The following is a 20,010-nucleotide window of genomic DNA, read 5'->3' on the forward strand; positions in this document are numbered from 1 at the left end:
CGGTTAATTTTTTTTCTGTCGATAGCTTTGATCCAAAAGGAGGCAGTAACATGCACATCAACATTTTAGCGGAAGAAAAATTCTCTTATTACCACCGGCATTATAATATCTCGGTGAACCAGGCGGTCAATCATAGCACTTATCTGCGGTTGGCCTGTACAGAAAACCGTAGCGGTGAATGGGAAACACAGACCATGCGCTTTTTTGAGGGCGATATCGGGCGGTTTATCGAGTCGCTGAACTCGGTGTTTCGCACGGCGGCGTATCGCACGGATCTTGATAGGAAGGGAAATTTGACGGCATCGCCGGAGCATATAAAAGGCATCAAAAGCTGGGCTGCCAGTGAACGTCCCCGGGAGAAACTGATGGAGCAAGGCAGGGAAGTATTGAGTGATGCGGAGTTGCTGGCGATGCTGATCTGTGCTGGGCTGCCGGGCCTGACGGCAGTCGATCTGGCGGAACAGGTACTGGCGGTAGCGGGCAATGACCTGAAGCGGTTGGCCGCGTTGAAGGTGGAAGACCTGATGACCATACGGGGCATTGGACACGCGCGGGCTTTGTCGGTCATTTCGGCGATGGAGCTGGCGGTCCGACTGGCGGCGCGGGAACAGCCTGTACAGTTCTTGAAATTGATCCGGACATGAATGTATTTATCGAACTCCAAAACGGGTTGATGGCCTGGCGGGATATGGGACATGGCCTATGGCCTTTCCGGGATTGGCCGGATAACGTCTTGATCAATTATATATCGACCTTGCAGCAGCGCTGTTGTATGGATATGCCAGTTTTCTTCCGGGCTGATTCCGGGAAGGCGCTTGTTCATTTGATCCGCTATGTCCTGGATTCGTTGCCGTCAACGGACACTTGTCGGGATGACGATCCCGCGATCTTATTGGAAACCATCCTTTTCGCACTAATCGGCCTGCTTTATGATGAAGAACCCGGCGAACTCACCATCGAAGAAATTTTAGCAAATTATTAAGTCAGCGGTTACAGCCGCTCCGTTGCACTTCGCCGCTTCACCGCGTTTTCGGCAACATGGCCTCGTACCTCGGCCATTATTGCCTGTTGTTCCCTTTTTTCATTTTAATGAAGCCTGGTTAACTCATCCAATTTTTCCCCACTGGCTTTTTCGCAAGCAAATTTCTGAACGGCGGCTTGCCTGCCAAGACCTGGCCCTGCGGGTTTGCTGGAAAAAAATCTTCCCTGCCGCTGCGCGGCGAGGTATTTTTTTCCGCAAAGTCTTGTCCTGCAAGCCGGCCGTGTTCAGGTGAGGGTGCTTACAAAAAGCCAGCGAGGCGTATGCCGAACTGCGATTGATAAGCATGACGAATATGGACGCGCAGCAAAAAAGAGGGCCGCCGGGCGGGACGGAAAACAAAGACCGCAGACCCTCACAAGGATTAAAAATTGAATTGAGTACAAACCATTTAAAAATTAAAGATCATGGAAACTAAAGATGTAAAAAAAGCAAGTGAAACAACTGCTAACACCAATACCAACAAACCCGCTAATAACAATAACATGCGCCCGAGCATTCCGGGAAAGGAGGTCAAAAATGAACCTGCTAAAGATCAAAGCCCTGCTCAAGGTGCGCAGGCTGCGCCCGGAGTGGAGACCAACGAGGTTAAGGCCGGTTATAGCCCTGCCGAAAATCAGCAACCTGAAAACGTTACGAAACCCGCCGAAACGCAGGCCGTAGCAGCACAAGCCGAGCAGAGCAAAAAGGAAATTAAAGCCGTGCTGCAGGAACAAAATGTTCGGGGTTTGGAGGATACCGTTAAACTGGTGGAGGTTTTGGGTAAGAAGATCGCCCAAAAGAATAAGCTGAGCAATACCATTACCAATCTGGACAGTTTCATGGTTACGCAGAACGACGATAAAGACGATGTGGCCGGGGACAGCAAATTTCAGCGTTGCGAATTGACCATATCGGATGATGACGGCGAAGAATTCACCACCAAAAACCCTTTCATTATCGCCAAAGTGGTCGACATGGTAAAAGGCCTGTGTATTGAAAAACTGGCCGAGGTGGAAGCTTCTATTGTAATTCCTTAATCAGAGTGACGGCCTGTGCGCTCCGGTGTACAGGCCGTTTGTTGATGGTCGAACTACTAAAATCAAGAACCATGTTAGAGTTATTTATCGAACTGACCGACCAGATTTTTTGGAGCGGTTACGCCGAACAACTGGCGAAGGAACAGCCCGCAGTTTTTCAGATGGAACTGGCGGAATTTATGAACTGCTATAATTTCTGAACCTATGGAAGATACGATCTTTTTACTGGTCAGGGTGACGATACAGTCCAGCCACAAAACGGTGCATGATGCCATTACGGAAATTCAGCAAAAAGCAACCTGTACCATCAGCGACACCAAAAAGGTGAAGGTCAAAAAACTGGAATTCATGGACTACAAACTCAAATCTTAATCATTATGGAAACTTTAAGCAATCAGCATATCAAGCCCAAAGTGTGGCAGATGATCGGTAAAACGATCAATAAAAATTCGACGAGCGCCGAAGCGATACAACAGGCGGAACTGGATTTCGAGGTATTGAAGCACCCGAACACGCATATCCTGCCAAGTGGCAACCATGTCATTTCCGACAAAAGTTTTTACACGTTCCGGACGGACACCGAGGCGATTTTGGGCGATAAGATCGGCAGGGACTACAAAGTGGTACAAAATACCCATGCCTTTGATTTTTTCGACAGCATTGTCGGTGGCCGGGGCGGTATCCAGTATGAAACCGCCGGGGCGCTGGGTTATGGCGAAACGATCTTTATTACGGCCAAACTGCCTGGACATATCCGAGTTGGGCGGGATGACCTGATCGACCAGTACCTTTTTCTGACCTCGACCCATGACGGTATGGGTTGTATTAATATCGCTTTTACCCCGGTGCGGATTTGGTGCAGCAATACTTTAAACGCCGCTTTGAAAAATTGCAGCAATTGTATCAAAATCCGTCATACCGCCAGTGCCGAGGAAAAACTGAAAAGCGCACATACGATGTTAGGCCTGTCAGACCAGTTGGCGACTGAATTGTCGGCGATATTCAACCGCTGGACACGCGTCAAAATTACCGATCCGCAGGTGAAACGGCTGATACAACTGGCAATAGTGCCGAATAAGGAAACTTACGAAAAGCTGAAAACGGGCAAAGAGGATGAATTATCGAGCCATTACAATAATATGGTGAGCAGCGTTTTCGATTATGCCATGACCAGCCCGACCCAGCAGGAGAATACGACCCGTGGCACGTTGTTCGGGGCGTACAACTGTATTACGGGCTACTTTCAGAATGTTCGCAATTTCAGGGATGAGGAAAGCAAGTTTAAATCCATCATGTACGGTACAGGATTGCAAAGAGGGCAGACCGCTTTTGACCTGTGTTCGGATTTTGCCAGGCAGGGCAATGCAGCTTTAGTCCTGAATTAATCCGCAAGGGGGAGCAATCCCCCTTTATCATTTACCCTCAATTTTAAAAATCATGAAAACGATAGAACAATTAACCAATGTGGAGAAAGCCAAAATCATGTTCGACCTATTCCGGGACGAAATACCGGAGTTGCTGAACTATATGGAAGAAATAAATGCCAAGATCGAAACGGATAAAGAACCATTGATCGCTGGTTGGAATAACCCCTTTTTTAATTACCAGCAATGGTTGAACCTGAGTGATCAGGTAGCCGGGGCGATTAAACGCTACGGTAAAAACCTGACCAAAAGCGGCAATGTGTTTTCCGAGCAGCTGTTTGGTGGTTATACGGCCATATTCAGCAACCATTGTATGGAGCAATACGGTTTGCACAGGGCTAAATCGCCTCGTTTTGCAGTGGCGGTTACATTGTTTTACCTGCCCTTGAAACAGTCAGAGCCGGGAGATCATCAGTACCTCGTATTGGAAACACATGGGGGTGCAGCCTATGCGGTCATTTGTACCGATCAGGATGGCAATACGCTGGTTTTTGAACATCGAAAAGATGCCGAGGCCGAAGCTGCCGATTGTCAGGAGGGCTTGGTTGTTGAAATATAGCCGCAAAGGCCGGGTCGCCCGCTGTTGCTCCGCAACAGGCGGGCGTTGCTCCCGCAAGTAAGGGGTTTTTAAGTTTTTTAGATCGGATCTATCTGTGTTCATTCGATATTCTGATTATAATATACCTTATGCTGCTTTTCGTAGTCTATATTCTTTGATATCATCAAATCATCCATTACGTTAGGTTTTTAATGATTGTAAATGCTGTATGTTTTAATATCAACCTATTAGATGGCGTTTGGTAATTAATTGGATAATATCGTCGCTGACTTTATTATCAGTAAGTTTGGCATAATGTTGTGTCTGTTTAATCGATGAATGTCCCAGTATTTTGGAAACTGTTTCTATGGGAACTCCATGACTCAATGTAACCGTAGTAGCAAATGTGTGCCTTGCGATATGGAAGGTAAGCGGTTTATCTATATCACAAGTATCAGCTATTTCTTTCAGATAAGAATTCATCTTTTGGTTGCTTAAAATAGGCAGGAGTAATCCGCTTACAACACATCTTGGATGCGCTTTATATTTCTCAACGATGGCTAGGGCCTCTGGCATGAGGGGCATTCTTGTCGAAGCGCCGGTTTTCTGCCGATTTGTAAAGATCCATAGCATTTTATCGATGCCGATATGGAGTTCATCTGTCCGTAATTTTTGGACATCGGCATAAGAGAGACCAGTGTAGCAACTAAAAATGAAAATGTCCCTTACGCTTTGTAATCTTTCGTTTTTAAAATTTTTGGTGGCAATGGCATTTAATTCATGCTCGGTTAAAGCGTGCCGCTGAACAGGCTTTTTAGTGAATTTGAAGTTTGCGAAGGGATCAGATGACAGCCATTTGTTTTTAACCGCAATTAAAACAATCTTTTTAAAGTTTGACAGATATTTCATGGTTGAGTTATGGTTGCATTTTTGAATGCCCTTCAGCCAGAAATCAAATTCCGCTATCGTTTCATGATTCAGTTTTCTGATGTCAAGATCTTCAATACCGTATTTCCATTTAAGGAAGCTTCTTGTGTGCTCCAATGTTGTGGCGTATCGCTTGATGGTATTGCTTGCAAATTCCTTCCCTTCAAGTGCTTTCAATTGTTGGTTATGCTTGTTAAATACTTCAATGATTGTCTTTTTATCTTCATCGGCACCTGTCATATTCTTTTTGATGGCCTCCGCTGTTAGTTCTTTATCAGTTTCCATCAGTCGCCGTTTTGCCTGGTAGACCTGCTGTGTAAGCGTATCCAGAAAGGCGTTTAATTCCTTCGTCGTCTCTTTGCTACCGGTTGACCGTCCAGTCTTTGGACTCCAGGTAGAGGTGTGGCATTTTCTTTTGGTAGATAGCTCACTGGATTTCCCATCAACTGTAATTCTCAGGTAGATAGGATAAATACCATTTGGGCTGTTTTTGGGTTTGCGCATAAAGAACATTAACCCGAAGCTTTTTTCCAACATAATCATTCAATAAAAAAGTTAAACAAATGTCGATTTTGATGGCCTTTTTATCAAGATGTTCATGTGTAGAACATGTTGACATACAGTGTGTTGTAAGCTTTTCGTTGAACGATTTTGATTGCTCTTGCGAGTTCAACGAATCGTTCAACGAAAACATGCGGTTGAATGAATCTTTTGGAGGGGTTTTAAAAGAAAAAACCCCTAAATCATTTGATTTAAGGGCTTTTGAAGCGATTTTACTCTGCATTTGTACTCAGAGCGGGAATCGAACCCGCACTCCGTTTACGGGAACAGGATTTTAAGTCCTGCGTGTCTACCAGTTCCACCATCTGAGCAGGTGTCTAACCTTTTAAAAATAAAACCCTTCTTTCAATCAGAAGGGCTTTGAGCGAAAGACGAGATTCGAACTCGCGACCCCGACCTTGGCAAGGTCGTGCTCTACCAACTGAGCTACTTTCGCGTTGGTATTTCCTCGTTTGGAGTTGGCTTTCGTTTTACCGTTTGCTTATCTCGTTTGCGGGAGTGCAAATATAGGCAGAAATGAATAGTCTGCAAGGAAAATTTTCATTTTTTTGAAAATAGTTTATAACTCGCTGTCTTTCAAAATATCTAATATCAGCTCGGCCTCAAATCCGCGGCCCATTGCGTACTGCTGGAGTTTGTAGCGGCGCTTTAACTGGTTCTTTTCGGTTAGGGTGGCTGCTTTTTTTTGTAAAAGATGGGTTAAGGAGGCCAAATAATCGTCAAGGTCAATGTTCAGGAGTGCCTTTTTGATCAATACATCAGGGATCCGTTTAAGTTTAAGCCCTTGTTTTATTTTAATGCGCCCCCACGCTTTTTGGTTGAATTTACTTTTGGCGTAAATTCTTGCAAAGCGTTCTTCATTCAGAAAGTTACCCTCTATTAACTGACTTATGATGTGTTCAACAGCATCAGGCCATAATCCCCACTCGTAAAGTTTATCCCTAACTTCCTGCTGGGCACGTTCCTGGTAGGCACAAAAATGCTCGGCTTTGGCAAGGGCAACTTTCTCGTCAGTAATTTTAATTGATTTGGGCTGATCCATTTAAAAATCAAAATTCGTTAAAAATTATTCTATTTGTTTTAATATCTCCAAATTAGCAGCATGCCCAATAACACGTACACGATATCTGCCATAAAAACGATCATCAAAGCCGATGGTAATATAGTTGAGGAATATACTATTAGCGCGCTTTTTACCGATAGCCGCCGGATCAATAACCCCGCCGAGGGATTGTTTTTTGCCTTGAGCGGGAGGCGTAATGGCCACGAGTTTGTTGCCGAGGCTTATGCCGGCGGCGTGCGCAATTTTGTGGTGGAGCATGGTCCGGAGTTTAACCTGCCCGGCGCTAACTTTCTGATAGTACCCGATCCGCTTGCTGCACTGCAGGCATTGGCCGCGTATCATCGGAGCAGGTTCAAACTGCAGGTTATTGGCATTACAGGTAGTAATGGTAAAACAATAGTTAAGGAATGGCTTTACCAGTTGCTTTCGGCCGATAAGAATATTGTACGTAATCCTAAAAGTTATAACTCGCAAATTGGCGTGCCCTTATCGGTATGGCAAATCAACGACCGGAACGACCTGGGCATTTTTGAAGCGGGTATCTCCACCGTAAATGAAATGGATAAGCTGGAGGCCATCATCAAACCCGAAATAGGGGTGCTTACCCATATGGGCCCTGCACATGATGAGGGATTTGAATCGCCAAGGCAGAAACTTTTGGAAAAGTTGGGGTTGTTTAAAAACAGCAAGTTACTTATACATAATTATGATCAGCTGATTGGTTACGAAAAGGATATCGCGGCCAAAGAAACTTTTACCTGGAGCCGTAAATTCCGCGAGGCTGATCTTTATGTTTTCAGCGAGACGGTGATCTCTAAAAATTATTACTTCCGTGGCCGCTACCAGGGTAAGGAGATAGAGTGCCTTGTCCCGTTTACCGATCAGGCATCGGTTGAAAACGCGATTACCTGCTGGGCTACCATGCTGGCTTTAGGTTACAGTCCGGTAGAGGCCGATAAGCGTATTGAACGCCTTGCTCCGGTAAGCATGCGGTTGGAGTTAAAAAATGGGGTAAACAACTGCTCTGTTATTGATGACTCCTATAATTCAGATCTGCAGTCGCTTGAAATAGCGCTTAACTTTTTATCGCAGCAAAATCAACATCAAAAAAAGACGCTCATCCTGTCTGATATTTACCAATCGGGCCTGCAGCAGGATGTATTGTATAAGCAGGTTGGCGAACTGATCAGGGCTAAAAAGATCGACAAGTTTGTGGGGGTTGGTGAAGCCTTGCTTAGCCACCAGCAATATTTTGATGTAGCCGAGCAGCATTTTTTTGCCGATACCACCACGCTGCTTCAGCAATTAAAAGCGCTTAGTTTTAAAGAAGAAACCATCCTGATCAAAGGTTCGCGCAGTTTTGAGTTTGAGCAGGTTAGCCGCGCCCTGGCGCAAAAAGCGCACGAAACGGTAATGGAAATTAACCTGAACTCTTTACTAAACAACCTTAATTTTTATAAATCAAAGCTTAAGCCGGGTGTAAAGGTAATGGCTATGGTAAAGGCTTTTAGTTATGGCAGCGGTACGTTTGAGGTGGCCAATATGCTGCAATATAATAAGGTTGATTACCTGGCAGTGGCTTATATAGATGAAGGAGTGGCTTTACGCCAGGCAGGTATCATCCTGCCCATCAAAGTGCTTAACCCCGAAGCATCGGCATTTGATAAGCTTATTGAATATAAGCTTGAACCGGTAATTTACAGTTTCGGTTTGCTGGATGATTTTGTGGGTTATGCTTCGGCTCAGGGCATTTCGGGTTACCCGGTACACCTTAAAATCGATACGGGCATGCACCGGCTTGGTTTTGAAAACTACGAGATAGAAACCCTGTGTGATATGCTGGAGGCTAACCGGTACGTAAGGGTGCAGTCGGTATTTTCGCACCTGGCGGCCAGTGAAGCACCGGAGCATGATGAGTTTACCAAGAAGCAGATTAAGCGATTTGAAAAAGCTTTTAAAGAGATAGAACGTACACTGGGATACAAGGTGATCAAACATATTTGCAATACGGCGGGCATTATCCGCTGGCCATCGGCACATTATGATATGGTTAGACTTGGGATTGGGTTGTATGGGATTGATTCATCGGTGCCGGCTTCTGACGCCGGTTTGCAGCCAATAGCCAGCTTAAAGACAAGCGTTGCCCAGGTTAAAAAGATTGGGGCAGGGGAAACCATCAGCTACAGCCGCAGCGGCAGTCTGGCTAAAGATGGTAAAATAGCTACTATCCGCATTGGTTATGCCGATGGTTACCTGCGTGCCTTTGGCAAAGGTGTTGGCAAAATGCTGGTAAAAGGTAAGTTAGTACCTACCGTAGGTAATATCACCATGGATATGTGCATGCTGGATGTAAGCGGACTGGACGTGAGGGAAGGTGACGAAGTAATCATATTCGATGAGCACCAGCGGATTGAAGAACTTGCCAAGCAAATAGGTACCATCCCTTATGAAATATTAACCAATATTTCACAAAGGGTAAAAAGAGTGTACTTTTACGAGTAGAAATCTGGGGTTAAAATGAACAAGGTAGCGCGGGTATTATTCAGGTATTTTGTAAAAGGGATGTTGGTTGTTGTACCGGTAGGAGCGGCTATTTTCCTGATGTACTGGGCTGTGGCCAGTATTGATAAAGCCCTTAACCTGAGTGATTTGTTGGTTGATAAAGCCGGAAAGCATGTATATATCCCCGGCCTGGGCATCCTGAATGTGGTTGTAGTGATCATGGTAATGGGGGTGCTGGTTACCAACGTAATTACCGAGCCCATTAAAGCCTGGTTCAGACGCTGGTTTGCGCGTTTGCCTATCTTTGCGTTCCTGTATTCCTCAATAAAAGATCTCACTGAGGCTTTTGTTGGTGAAGAGAAAAAGTTCAACGAACCGGTACTGGTAGAAGTTAATGAGTTTGGTTTAAAAAAGATAGGTTTCCTTGTTCAAAAAGATCTGGCAAAGATCGGTTTGCCCGGTGAGGTTGCCGTATATTTCCCATATTCCTATTCGTTTGCCGGCCAGGTGGTTATTATTGCTGCCGATAAGGTAAAGCCGATGGATAAAAGTGCGGCAGATGTCATGAAGTTTGTGATATCGGGCGGCGTGAGCGGGTTGGATTAACTTTTTGAGCTCCCCTCTTGAGAGGGGGCGAGGTTGGCGAGAGCGTAAGCAGGGATGTGTTTATACGATTAGCCGATAAATGCAGATACACACCCCTACACTCCTCTCAAGAGGGGAATCGCACTTGCCCTTACTTTCTTTCCTGCTTCCTTAAAATTAATAATTATGTTTTGTGTTGGAATTACGGTACCGCTCCCACTTCTTTTGAATCAACCACCCCGGTTTTCTTAAAACTCCTTATCGCTAAGAAAACCGCTATCAGCATCAAGACCGCTCCCAAAATATAAGGCGCACCCGGAAAATAAGTTGATGTATTACGATGGGTAAATAAATGAAATACTGAGCTCATCAATAGTGGCCCTATGATCACCGCCAAACTGCTGATACTGGTTAATGAGCCTTGCAACTCGCCTTGCTCTTTTGGGGATACCGTACTGGTGATCATGCCCTGTAATGATGGCCCCGAAATGCCGCCGAGGCAGTAGGGTACCATGAACGCGTACATCATCCACCCCTGGTTGGCAAAAGCTATGAGCGTTAAGCCGATGGTATAAAACAGGAGCCCGGCTACGATATTTTTTTCCTGGCCAAATTTGGGGATGGTGTATCTGATCAATCCTCCTTGTATAGCTACCAGCACAATGCCAATAAAAAATCCTAAAAAGCCAATGCTTTTAAGGGCCCAGTCGAATTTTTCGGTTACGTAAAACGATAGCACATATTCAACCGCTTTTTGCGCTATATATACTAATGAGAACGCTCCTATCAACCCGGTTAAAGATTGATAGCGCGACAGGTTGCGTAATGAGTTTATAGGGTTAGCCTTTTTCCACTCAAAACGCCTGCGGTTTTTGATATTTAACGATTCGGGCAATACAAAGTATCCATAGGTGGCATTTAGCAAAGCCAGTCCTGCAGCCAGCATAAACGGGAACCGCACATTCAGCGCGCCCAAAAAGCTTCCGGTACCTATACCAATGATAAACCCAAGTCCTGATGCAGCCCCAACCAGGCCGAAGTTAGCCGCGCGGTTTTTGCCGGTGCTGATATCTGCGATATAAGCTGTTGCAGTGGTATTACTGGCCCCTGCAAAGCCCGCTATAGCACGACCAATAAACAACCATGCAACAGTAGGGGCAAAGGCCATAAAAACATAATCTATTCCAAACCCGACAAGCGAACCTAATAACACTGGTCTGCGCCCATACCTGTCGCTCAGGTTACCCAATAATGATGAAAACAGGAATTGCATAGACGCATAAGTGAAAGTAAGATAGCCGTTGTACTGCGCGGCGGTACTCACGTCCATATTGCCCAGTTTTTCGAGCAGCGAAGGCATTACCGGGATAATGATACCTAAACCCAGCACATCAATAAAAAGCGTTACGAAGATAAACCCTAAGGCGGCGGTATGTTTTTTTTTAGGTTTGGCGCTCATTAATAATGATAAAGGTTTAAGCAGGTCAAAAGTTTTATTATGAGGTATTTTACAACTTTATCTTTAACCCGTGTTCATATTTAAGGATAAGCAGTGCTTCGGCGTTGCCTTTGGCATCATCAACCGGATGATGGGTGTGTGATGTCCGGCGCAGGTGTTTAAAGTTCTGGAACATATCATTCACCATACCTTTGTACAGGCTGCCCAGGTTTTGCGAGCTGAAGCCAAAAGGATTATTGCCAGTAAAATGATGGAAATACCAGCAAACGAACATCCAGTCAAAACCATTGTTATCGCTGATAAAATGAGGTTTATCGCGGCAAACGCGTTTTAACCAAGCGGCAAAATCATTCATCACCTTTGCCGGATCATCAAAATTTAACGTTTCCTCGCGGGTATGCCCGAATACCGCCAGTGCTTCGGGAATGTAGTTTTCAGAAATAGGCTTTAGCTGCCCGTAAAAAGTTTCTTTGAGGCCGTCTTGTACCAGCACTGCTCCAAACGAGATCATAGAATAGTCGCCCGGAATTGGGCCATCACTTTCTATATCTACCATAATGTAAGCCATTGTATTAATTATTATAATTTGTATTTGCTTTAAACAAGCATGTTAATTATCTATAATATACAAAAAATAAATCATCAATGCAACGTTATCAATGCAACGTTGCCATGGTATCAATATCCTTTGCCGAGGTTTTCTTTACGTTTTTAAAATTGCGTATAGCAAGCAAAGCGCTTATCAGCATCAGTATCGCACCTAAAATAAATGGTGCTCCCGGTAAAAAGAAAGGTCTTTTATCGTTGGTGAAGTAATAAAACAAGGTAGTCATTACCCAGGGGCCAAAAATAGCGCTCAGGCTCATGAGGCTGGTTAAGCCGCCTTGCAACTCGCCTTGTTCATTGGCCGGTACCTGGTTAGTCATAATGCCTTGAAGTGCCGGGCCTGCAATGCCGCCAAGCGCGTAAGGTACCATAAAGGCAAACATCATCCAGCCTTGCGTAGCCATAGCAAACAGGATAAGGCCAACGCTGTACAGCAGCAAACCAACCCAAATGCAACGTTCCATGCCCAGTTTAGGTAGTATAATGCGCATTAAACCTCCCTGTACAAGGGCTATCATTAGGCCAATAAAGGCCAGGGAATAACCAACGGTATCCTCGCCCCATTTAAATTTTTCGAAAGTGAAATACGTCCAAACGTTTTGTACGGCTTGTCCGGCAAAATATACCAGGAACAGCGACAGCGCCAGGCCCATTACCGATGGGTATTTTTTTAATTGCAATAATGAACCCAGCGGATTTGCCCTTTTTATATCAAAGGGGCGACGATGCGCGTCATCAAGCGATTCGGGCAGGATAAAGAACCCATAAATGGCGTTTAAAAATGCTAAGCCTGCGGCCGCGAAGAATGGATATTGAACATCCATTTTACCCAATACACCGCCAATGGCCGGACCAATAATAAAACCAAGACCAAAGGCAACACCAATCATCCCAAAGTTTTGGGCACGTTTTTCGGGCGTACTTACGTCGGCAATGTAGGCCGAGGCTGTTGTAAAGCTGGCGCCGGTAATACCTGCAATGGCGCGTCCTAAAAATAGCCAGCCTATAGATGGGGCAAAAGCAAGGAACAAATAATCGACACCAAAACCTAACAGCGAGCAAAGTAAAACCGGGCGGCGGCCATATTTATCGCTCAGGTTACCAATCATTGGCGAAAACAGAAATTGCATCACTGAGTAGGCCAGTGTTAAAAAGCCGGCGTAAAGCGAAGCCTCACTTAAACCCGCGTGGATTAGTTTTTCAATGAGCTTGGGTAGTACCGGTATAATGATACCTAAGCCTACTACGTCAATCAGTAAAGTAATAAAAATAAAGCCTAAAGCCTTCTGTGGTTTATTTTGGGCGGAAGTGTCCATGGTGCAAAGTAAATTATTAAGGTTAATAATTGTTAAAATAATTGTATTTAAAATAATTTGTCCCTAACTTCAACTATATAATTAGTTAAACCTATGAAACCACACAAATCAATCTTGCTGGTGCCGGCTTTGCTGGCCATGCAATGCGCTTTCGCGCAAACCGAGCACCTCACATTATCAAATAATTATCCTGAAGCGTCAGAAAAAATAAGGATCAAATATGACCCTGCCGGAACGCCCATAGCAGGAAAAAAGGATATCGCCGCGGAGATATATTACATTGATGGGAGGGATAATCCTGCAGTTGATATTAATCTGAAAGCGGAAGGAAGTTTATTATCGGGGGAGTTTACCATTCCGGCTACAGGTAAGGCTTTCTTTATAAAAATATTTAGCGACGGTGATATTGATAATAATAACGATAAAGGGTATGCGTATTTGGTTTATAAGGATAAAAAGCCTGTTCAGGGCGCTTATGAGTCAAAAGGCTATATATTAACAGGTGCTGGCAGCAATTTGGCTAAAATAAAGATCGATCAGGAAGAAGGTTTGGCAATGTTCAAAAAAGAATATGATACCTACCCGAACGGCGAAAAAACATATCAGTTTACATACTATTATATTTTAGCTAAGAAAAAAGATCCGGCTACTACTGCCTTGTTAAACGCGAAGGTTAAATCGCTTGAAAAAAGCACGGTGGAGAAAGATCTTATCCTTGCTGCTAATATTCTGAACTGGCGAAGCCAAAAAGCATCTGCCGATTCGTTGGGTGAAATAATTAAAGCTAAATATCCCAAAGGCGAATCGGTGAAAAATGATACCGAGTTTGCTATGATGCGCGAAAAAGACCTGCAAAAAAAAGATTCTCTTTATAAATCTTATATAGCCAAATTTCCTGAAATGGCCACTGATAAAGGATCAAGGATTGACTATATAAGAGGGCAGTTAGCTTCAGGTTTTTTAAGAGCGGGTGATTCCGTGGCGTTTAATAAATATGCAACGTTAACTCAAAACAAAATGAGCGTGGCAACCAGCTATAATAATATAGCTTATGAATGGGCCCAAAAGGGCGAGAATCTTCAGAAAGCTGAAGAGCTGTCAAAGCAAACTTTGGATATTATTGGCGAAAAGATGAAGAACCCCATGGTGTCGTCGTTTATGTCGGTAAATGATGCGAAAAAGCAAAATGAACTTGTTTATAATATGTATGCTGATACTTATGCATTCATTTTATATAAAGAGAAAAAATATGATGAGGCGCTTAAATATCAGAAAGAAGTTTACGCCACCAATAAGGATAATGACCCTACCACAAACGAGCATTATGTACTTATTCTGAATGCCCTCGGTAAATACGCCGAATCAAAAGAGGTAATTGAAAACGCGTTTAAGGCTGCTAAAGTTTCTCCGGTTTTAAAAGAAGAATTGAGAAAGGCTTACGTAGGTGTAAAGGGCAGCGAGACTGGGTATGATGAATACCTGGCCGGATTAGCAGGTGTTGCAAAAGATAAAAAGAGGGAAGAAGTGGCTAAACAAATGATCAATCAGCCAGCCACTAAATTTGCGCTTAAGGATTTTGCGGGAAACAATGTTTCGCTGGCCGATTTAAAAGGCAAAATTGTAATAGTGGATTTTTGGGCTACATGGTGCGGCCCTTGTAAAGCTTCTTTCCCCGGAATGCAGATGGCCGTAAATAAATATAAGGACGATCAGGATGTGAAATTCCTGTTTATTGATACCTGGGAAAATGGTGATAATTATATTGATGGCGTAAAGAAATTTATTGCCGATAATAAATACACTTTCAACGTGCTGATTGATGAGAAGGGTGGTGATGGCAGGCAATCAAAAGTAGTAACACAATTTGGGGTAACCGGTATCCCAACCAAGTTTATCATTGATAAAAGCGGAAATATCCGTTTTAAGGTTGTAGGTTTTGATGGTTCGGCCGAGGGATTGGTAGATGAAGTAAGCGCGATGATTGATATGGCAAAAGAGCCCGCTTCCTTTGAAACTGCGGCCTCCCCAAAGCAAAGTATGAAATAGCAGATCAATTACTAAAACTATACCAGCAAAAAATGCCGCCCTAACGGAGCGGCATTTTTTATTTTGAAGCCTGTTAAAAGTTTGGCTTAAGTACGTATTTGTTGTAGAACCGGGTGATGTGCTCAACCGCTTCTTCGGCGGTATCAACAACGCGGTACAGGTTAAGATCGTCGGGGTTGATGTTGTGCTGTTCGTTCAGCATTTTTTCTTCAACCCAGCTAAACAGGCCTTTCCAGTATTCAACCCCAACAAAAATAATAGGGAAGCGGGCAATTTTACCAGTTTGGATAAGGGTGATAGCCTCGAATGATTCATCCATAGTGCCAAAGCCTCCTGGCAAAATGATAAAACCTTGCGAGTACTTCATAAACATAACCTTGCGGATAAAGAAGTAGTCAAACTCCATGATCTTATCCCTGTCGATATATTTATTGTGAAACTGCTCAAAAGGTAATTCGATGTTCAAACCTACCGATTTACCGCCGTTTTCATAAGCCCCTTTGTTGGCTGCCTCCATGATACCGGGGCCACCGCCTGATATTACACCGTAACCATGCTCGGTAAGCAGGCGGGCGGTATCTTCGGCCAGTTTGTAGTATTTGTTATCGTTATGTGTGCGTGCGGATCCGAAGATGGATACGCAGGGGCCAATTTTAGCCAGTTTTTCAAAGCCGTCAACAAACTCGGCCATTATTTTAAATATCTGCCAGGAGTCGGTAACTTTAATTTCCTGCCAGTCTTTGTTCTCAAACGCTTGTCTTATTTTATCTTCACCTGTCATAGCCTTTTATATAGTCCGGAAGTCGGGGAAGTCCGAAAGTCCGGAAGTGGAATACATTTGTCTTACTTTACGCAAAGTACAAAGAAAATAGATTTCGATTAGGTAATTGTTAAGTTTTTAACTTTCTGATTGACGGACTTCCCCGACTTTCCGACTTGAAAAGGCCAGGAGCCCGATAAATGTGATTAATCCGTTTACAGTGATGAGCTCATTACCAAAAAAATATCCGCCTAAAATTGATTTTGATTCGGCATTTAAAAAATAACATATAGCAGGAGAGAGTACGCAAATGAAAGGTACCAGCTTATCCCTTACCTGCCTGTTGCCTACAAATAAGCCAAACGAATAAAGTCCAAGTAAAGGGCCATAAGTATAAGAGGCAACGCTGAATATGGCGCTTACCACAGCCTCATTATTAATGGCATTGAATATGATAATGGTCAAAAACATCAGCCCCGAAAAGGCTATGTGCACCCAATGCCTAACCGCTACCATTTTTTTGCTGTTCACATCGCTGCGTTTGTTGAAGCCTAAAAAGTCGACACAAAAAGAAGTGGTAAGCGCGGTGAGTGCCGAGTCGGTAGTGGCAAAGGTAGCTGCAGTTAATCCCAGCATAAACACCATAGCCGGTACGATGCCTAAATATTGCAGCGCTATGGTAGGATACAGGTAGTCGGTTTTAGTAACATTGATACCGTTTTTAGCCGCGTACATATAAAGCAAGGCGCCAACGCTTAGGAAAAAGATATTGATCACCACAAAAACACCCACAAAGCTGAACATGTTTTTTTGTGCCTCTTTGATGTTTTTAAGGCTGAGGTTTTTCTGCATCAGGTCCTGATCAAGTCCGGTCATGCCAATGGTAATGAACATGGCCCCTAAAAATTGTTTACCCAGGTGCAGCTTGCTGCTCATGAAATCGTTAAAGAAAAATATTTTGGAATAGCTGCTGTTTTTGATGGTTTCGGCAGCTTCGAAAATGTTCATGTGCAGGCTCTGGCAAATAAAGTATATCGACAGGAAAACAGAAAGCACCAGGAAAAACGTTTGCAGGCTATCGGTAATAATAATGGTCTTTAACCCTCCTTTAAAGGTATACGACCAGATAAGCAACAAACAAATGAGTACTGTAACTGCGAAGGGTACATGATAACTATCGAAAATGAATTTCTGCAATACGATAACTACGAGGTACAACCTGAATGCCGAGCCGATTACCCGGCTCACTAAAAAGATAGCGGCAGCGGTTTTATAGCTCCAAACTCCCAAAGCCCCTTCAATGTAGCTGTAAATAGATGTAAGCTTAAGCCTGTAGTATAATGGAAGCAATACGGTGGCGATAATGATAAACCCTGCAGCGTTTCCCAGCACAAACTGGAAGTAAGCAAACTGATCGGTACCAACCTTGCCCGGCACAGAGATGAATGTAACCCCGCTCAAGGCTGTGCCTATCATCCCAAAGGCAACCAGGTACCATTTGGAGTTTCGGTTGGCTACGAAGAAGGTATCATTATCTGACGATTTTTTTGATGTGAGCCAGGAGATGATAAGCAATACCAGAAAATAACCGATGATAAATGATAATAATACTCCGGGCGACATAGATGTGTGTTATAATGTTTTTCTAAAGTCGGAATCTTTTTTTAAAAAAGGTAATTATTGTTGGATGGGATTTTGCCTGCATGTATTAAATGTCATTGCGGAGCGGAGCGCGGCAACCGCATACTTTACAGGGCGGCTATGCTTCCGTGCGATTACCGCGCTGCGCTCAATGACATGAAAGAGATGCAATGCGTACACAGAATGCAATCACACAAAAATTATTTACCTTCGCGTAATGAATTTTTCGTCCAAATTACTGGAAAATGCTGTTGCCGAATTTGCTAAGTTGCCGGGTGTTGGTCAGAAAACCGCACTGCGTTTGGTGTTGCATTTACTTAACCAGGATAAGCAGGATGTTGAGCGTTTTAGTACGGCGGTAACTAAACTACGGAACGAAATACAGTTTTGCCGCGTTTGCCATAATATATCTGATTTGTCGGTTTGCGAGATCTGCTCATCGCACCGTCGTGATCATAGCCTGATTTGTGTTGTTGAGGATACCCGCGATGTGATGGCTATTGAAAATACCAACCAGTTTAATGGCGTTTATCATGTGCTTGGCGGATTAATATCGCCAATGGATGGCGTTGGGCCATCAGACCTGCAGGTGGATACCCTGGTTGAGCGTCTTAAACCAACAGTTGATAATGAGGTGAAAGAGGTGGTTTTTGCCCTCAGCGCTACCATGGAGGGGGATACAACACTGTTCTATCTTCATAAAAAATTAAAAAGTTTCAATATTACCATTACAACTATAGCTCGTGGCATAGCTTTTGGTGGTGAATTAGAGTACGTGGACGAGATAACTTTGGGCCGCTCCATAGCTACCCGCGTTCCGTATGAAAATTCACTATCAAAGTAAGCATGAAACTATCTATAGTTGTTGTAAGCCATAACTCCTGTAACCTGCTCAGAATTGCCCTGAATGCAGCGATCAGGGCTGCCCAGGACGTAAGTCACGAGGTTTTTGTGGTCGACAATGCCTCGGCCGACAAGTCCCTGACCATGCTTAATACCGAATTTCCAGATGTGAAAATCATAGCCAACGATAAAAACGAGGGTATGGCCCGTGCCTATAACCATGCGCTTAAGCTGGCTATTGGCGAGTATATTTTACTGGTCAATGCGGATACAATTACAGGCAAAAAGACGGTTGAGAAAGCTTTAGGGTTTATGGATATGCACACCGATGCCGGTGGTTTAGGCGTGCGCATGATAACTCCTGAAGGTAAATTTCTGAAAGAGTCAAAACGCGGCTTTAATAAGCCATGGGAAACCTTCTTTAAGTTAACCGGTCTGGCAAAGCATTTTTCAAAATCAAGGCTTACCAATCCGGAAAGTAAGGATTGGGTAGAGGAGTTTCAGACTTCCGAATCGGATATTATTAACGGCGCCTTTATGTTGCTACGTAAGGAAGCACTTAACCATATAGGCCTGATGGATGAACGTTTTCATACTTATGGTTATGATATCGATTATTCGTACCGGATCAGGCTTGCCGGGTTCAAAAATTACTACTTCCCTAAAACATATATCATCAACTTTAACATACAAAACAAGGTTAAATTTAGCTGGACACACCTTAAGGAATATTATGGCGCGATGATTATCTTCGCCTCCAAATATTTATTTAAGGTGCCCGAACTTAAGGTGGAGGGCATCCCCCAGCTAATTCCTCCTTCGTATGAAGTTAAATGATAAGGTTGTTATAATTACCGGCGCTTCGTCAGGTATCGGAAAATCACTTGCTTATGAATGTGCTAAGCGCGGCGCCCATGTAGTGTTGGCAGCAAGGCAATACGTTACCCTTTGCCAGATCACCGAAAAACTACAGCAGGAGTATAAGATCAAAGCCCTTGCTATACAATGCGATGTAACCATTGAGGAAGATTGCAAACAGCTCATTAAACAAACCCTTACCACATTTGGTAAAGTTGATGTGTTAATTAACAATGCAGGCATGTCTATGCGGTCATTGTTTAAAGATGCCGACCTTAAAGTGCTTAAAACTTTAATGGACGTTAACTTTTGGGGTACCGTTTACTGCACCAAATATGCCCTGCCCGAAATTATTAAAACTAAAGGAAGCGTAGTAGGCGTATCATCTATAGCAGGCTATAAAGGGTTGCCGGGCCGCTCGGGCTATTCGGCATCAAAATTTGCTATGAATGGCTTTTTAGATTCCTTACGGGTTGAAAACCTGAAAACTGGCGTACATGTATTAACCGCCTGCCCGGGTTTTACAGCATCAAACATCCGCAATACAGCCTTGAACAGCGAAGGTAAACAGCAAGGTGAAAGCACCCTTGAAGAACAAAAAATGATGACCAGCGATGAGGTAGCAAAAATCATAGCCGATGGCATAGAAAACCGAAGCCGCACCCTCATCATGACCGGCCAGGGAAAACTAACTGTAGCCCTCAGCAAATTTATCCCTGCATTTTTAGATAAGATGGTCTATAACGTTTTTACAAAAGAACGGGATCCGCTTTTGCGTTAGTCATTTCTGTTAGTCATTAGGTCATTGTGTCATTATTTCATT

General features: G+C 43.8%; 20 protein-coding genes and 2 tRNA genes. 13 read left to right on the forward strand and 9 right to left on the reverse strand.

What is annotated here, in order from left to right:
* Positions 1 to 50: 50 nt before the first annotated feature.
* The 7 genes from DEO27_RS03890 to DEO27_RS03910 all read left to right on the forward strand — a co-directional run bounded on the left by DEO27_RS03890 (position 51) and on the right by DEO27_RS03910 (position 4,041).
* Positions 51 to 644, forward strand: coding sequence for a UPF0758 domain-containing protein (locus DEO27_RS03890; protein WP_112569932.1), 594 nt, complete (start codon positions 51 to 53; stop codon positions 642 to 644).
* Complete coding sequence (locus tag DEO27_RS03895; protein ID WP_112569934.1) at positions 641 to 982, forward strand: hypothetical protein; 342 nt, start codon at positions 641 to 643, stop codon at positions 980 to 982. The genes DEO27_RS03890 and DEO27_RS03895 overlap by 4 nt, the downstream gene beginning before the upstream one ends.
* A gap of 464 nt (positions 983 to 1,446) precedes the next feature.
* Positions 1,447 to 2,058: a hypothetical protein gene (locus DEO27_RS03900; RefSeq protein WP_223818159.1), complete on the forward strand. Its 612-nt coding sequence runs from the start codon at positions 1,447 to 1,449 to the stop codon at positions 2,056 to 2,058.
* Positions 2,059 to 2,129: 71 nt separating this feature from the next.
* Positions 2,130 to 2,258, forward strand: coding sequence for a hypothetical protein (locus tag DEO27_RS31835; RefSeq protein WP_262714158.1), 129 nt, complete (start codon positions 2,130 to 2,132; stop codon positions 2,256 to 2,258).
* Between the two features lie 4 nt (positions 2,259 to 2,262).
* Positions 2,263 to 2,430 carry a hypothetical protein gene (locus tag DEO27_RS31300; RefSeq protein WP_190295314.1) on the forward strand — a complete coding sequence of 56 codons (168 nt, stop codon included), beginning with the start codon at positions 2,263 to 2,265 and terminating at the stop codon, positions 2,428 to 2,430.
* 5 nt (positions 2,431 to 2,435) lie between these two features.
* The gene (locus DEO27_RS03905) at positions 2,436 to 3,443 is read left to right on the forward strand and encodes a DUF932 domain-containing protein (protein WP_112569938.1); all 1,008 of its coding nucleotides are present in this window, start codon (positions 2,436 to 2,438) and stop codon (positions 3,441 to 3,443) included.
* A 52-nt stretch (positions 3,444 to 3,495) separates the two neighbouring features.
* A complete protein-coding gene (locus DEO27_RS03910) occupies positions 3,496 to 4,041 on the forward strand; it encodes a hypothetical protein (RefSeq protein WP_112569940.1) in 546 nt (181 codons plus the stop codon).
* 219 nt (positions 4,042 to 4,260) lie between these two features.
* On the opposite strand, the gene DEO27_RS03915 is transcribed toward DEO27_RS03910, so the two are convergent.
* The 4 genes from DEO27_RS03915 to DEO27_RS03930 form a co-directional block, all read right to left on the reverse strand.
* A complete protein-coding gene (locus DEO27_RS03915) occupies positions 4,261 to 5,484 on the reverse strand; it encodes a site-specific integrase (protein ID WP_112570066.1) in 1,224 nt (407 codons plus the stop codon).
* Between the two features lie 250 nt (positions 5,485 to 5,734).
* Positions 5,735 to 5,819 (reverse strand) — tRNA-Leu (locus DEO27_RS03920).
* Positions 5,820 to 5,871: 52 nt separating this feature from the next.
* Positions 5,872 to 5,944 (reverse strand) — tRNA-Gly (locus DEO27_RS03925).
* Between the two features lie 123 nt (positions 5,945 to 6,067).
* Positions 6,068 to 6,550: a regulatory protein RecX gene (locus tag DEO27_RS03930; RefSeq protein WP_112569942.1), complete on the reverse strand. Its 483-nt coding sequence runs from the start codon at positions 6,548 to 6,550 to the stop codon at positions 6,068 to 6,070.
* Between the two features lie 60 nt (positions 6,551 to 6,610).
* Here DEO27_RS03930 and DEO27_RS03935 point away from each other — a divergent pair, with 60 nt between their 5' ends.
* The gene (locus tag DEO27_RS03935) at positions 6,611 to 9,073 is read left to right on the forward strand and encodes a bifunctional UDP-N-acetylmuramoyl-tripeptide:D-alanyl-D-alanine ligase/alanine racemase (protein ID WP_112569944.1); all 2,463 of its coding nucleotides are present in this window, start codon (positions 6,611 to 6,613) and stop codon (positions 9,071 to 9,073) included.
* 15 nt (positions 9,074 to 9,088) lie between these two features.
* The gene (locus DEO27_RS03940; RefSeq protein WP_112569946.1) at positions 9,089 to 9,679 is read left to right on the forward strand and encodes a DUF502 domain-containing protein; all 591 of its coding nucleotides are present in this window, start codon (positions 9,089 to 9,091) and stop codon (positions 9,677 to 9,679) included.
* Between the two features lie 181 nt (positions 9,680 to 9,860).
* On the opposite strand, the gene DEO27_RS03945 is transcribed toward DEO27_RS03940, so the two are convergent.
* From DEO27_RS03945 to DEO27_RS03955, 3 genes are all read right to left on the reverse strand, one after another.
* Entirely contained in the window at positions 9,861 to 11,117 is a 1,257-nt protein-coding gene (locus DEO27_RS03945) for a TCR/Tet family MFS transporter (protein WP_112569948.1), read from the reverse strand.
* A gap of 49 nt (positions 11,118 to 11,166) precedes the next feature.
* Positions 11,167 to 11,685, reverse strand: coding sequence for a 3'-5' exoribonuclease (locus DEO27_RS03950; protein WP_112569950.1), 519 nt, complete (start codon positions 11,683 to 11,685; stop codon positions 11,167 to 11,169).
* An 88-nt stretch (positions 11,686 to 11,773) separates the two neighbouring features.
* Positions 11,774 to 13,039, reverse strand: a complete 1,266-nt coding sequence (locus tag DEO27_RS03955; protein WP_112569952.1) for a TCR/Tet family MFS transporter — start codon at positions 13,037 to 13,039, stop codon at positions 11,774 to 11,776.
* 93 nt (positions 13,040 to 13,132) lie between these two features.
* On the opposite strand from DEO27_RS03955, the gene DEO27_RS03960 reads away from it, so the two are divergent.
* Positions 13,133 to 15,085, forward strand: coding sequence for a redoxin domain-containing protein (locus tag DEO27_RS03960; RefSeq protein ID WP_112569954.1), 1,953 nt, complete (start codon positions 13,133 to 13,135; stop codon positions 15,083 to 15,085).
* A gap of 73 nt (positions 15,086 to 15,158) precedes the next feature.
* Here the strand turns inward: DEO27_RS03960 and DEO27_RS03965 are convergent, their stop codons facing one another.
* Positions 15,159 to 15,866 (reverse strand): TIGR00730 family Rossman fold protein, encoded by a 708-nt coding sequence (locus tag DEO27_RS03965; protein ID WP_112569956.1) that lies wholly within the window; start codon positions 15,864 to 15,866, stop codon positions 15,159 to 15,161.
* Between the two features lie 117 nt (positions 15,867 to 15,983).
* Positions 15,984 to 17,468 (reverse strand): sodium:solute symporter, encoded by a 1,485-nt coding sequence (locus tag DEO27_RS03970; RefSeq protein WP_112569958.1) that lies wholly within the window; start codon positions 17,466 to 17,468, stop codon positions 15,984 to 15,986.
* Between the two features lie 235 nt (positions 17,469 to 17,703).
* Here DEO27_RS03970 and recR point away from each other — a divergent pair, with 235 nt between their 5' ends.
* The 3 genes from recR to DEO27_RS03985 are packed head-to-tail and all read left to right on the forward strand — an operon-like array spanning position 17,704 to position 19,968.
* On the forward strand, positions 17,704 to 18,330 hold the full coding sequence (recR, locus tag DEO27_RS03975; RefSeq protein ID WP_112569960.1) for a recombination mediator RecR: 627 nt from the start codon (positions 17,704 to 17,706) through the stop codon (positions 18,328 to 18,330).
* Between the two features lie 2 nt (positions 18,331 to 18,332).
* Positions 18,333 to 19,166, forward strand: coding sequence for a glycosyltransferase family 2 protein (locus tag DEO27_RS03980; protein WP_112569962.1), 834 nt, complete (start codon positions 18,333 to 18,335; stop codon positions 19,164 to 19,166).
* Positions 19,153 to 19,968 (forward strand): SDR family oxidoreductase, encoded by an 816-nt coding sequence (locus tag DEO27_RS03985; protein WP_112569964.1) that lies wholly within the window; start codon positions 19,153 to 19,155, stop codon positions 19,966 to 19,968. Before DEO27_RS03980 ends, DEO27_RS03985 begins: the two co-directional genes overlap by 14 nt.
* Positions 19,969 to 20,010: the final 42 nt, after the last annotated feature.

The sequence above is a fragment of the Mucilaginibacter rubeus genome, from assembly GCF_003286415.2.
Taxonomy (GTDB): Bacteria; Bacteroidota; Bacteroidia; order Sphingobacteriales; family Sphingobacteriaceae; genus Mucilaginibacter; species Mucilaginibacter rubeus_A.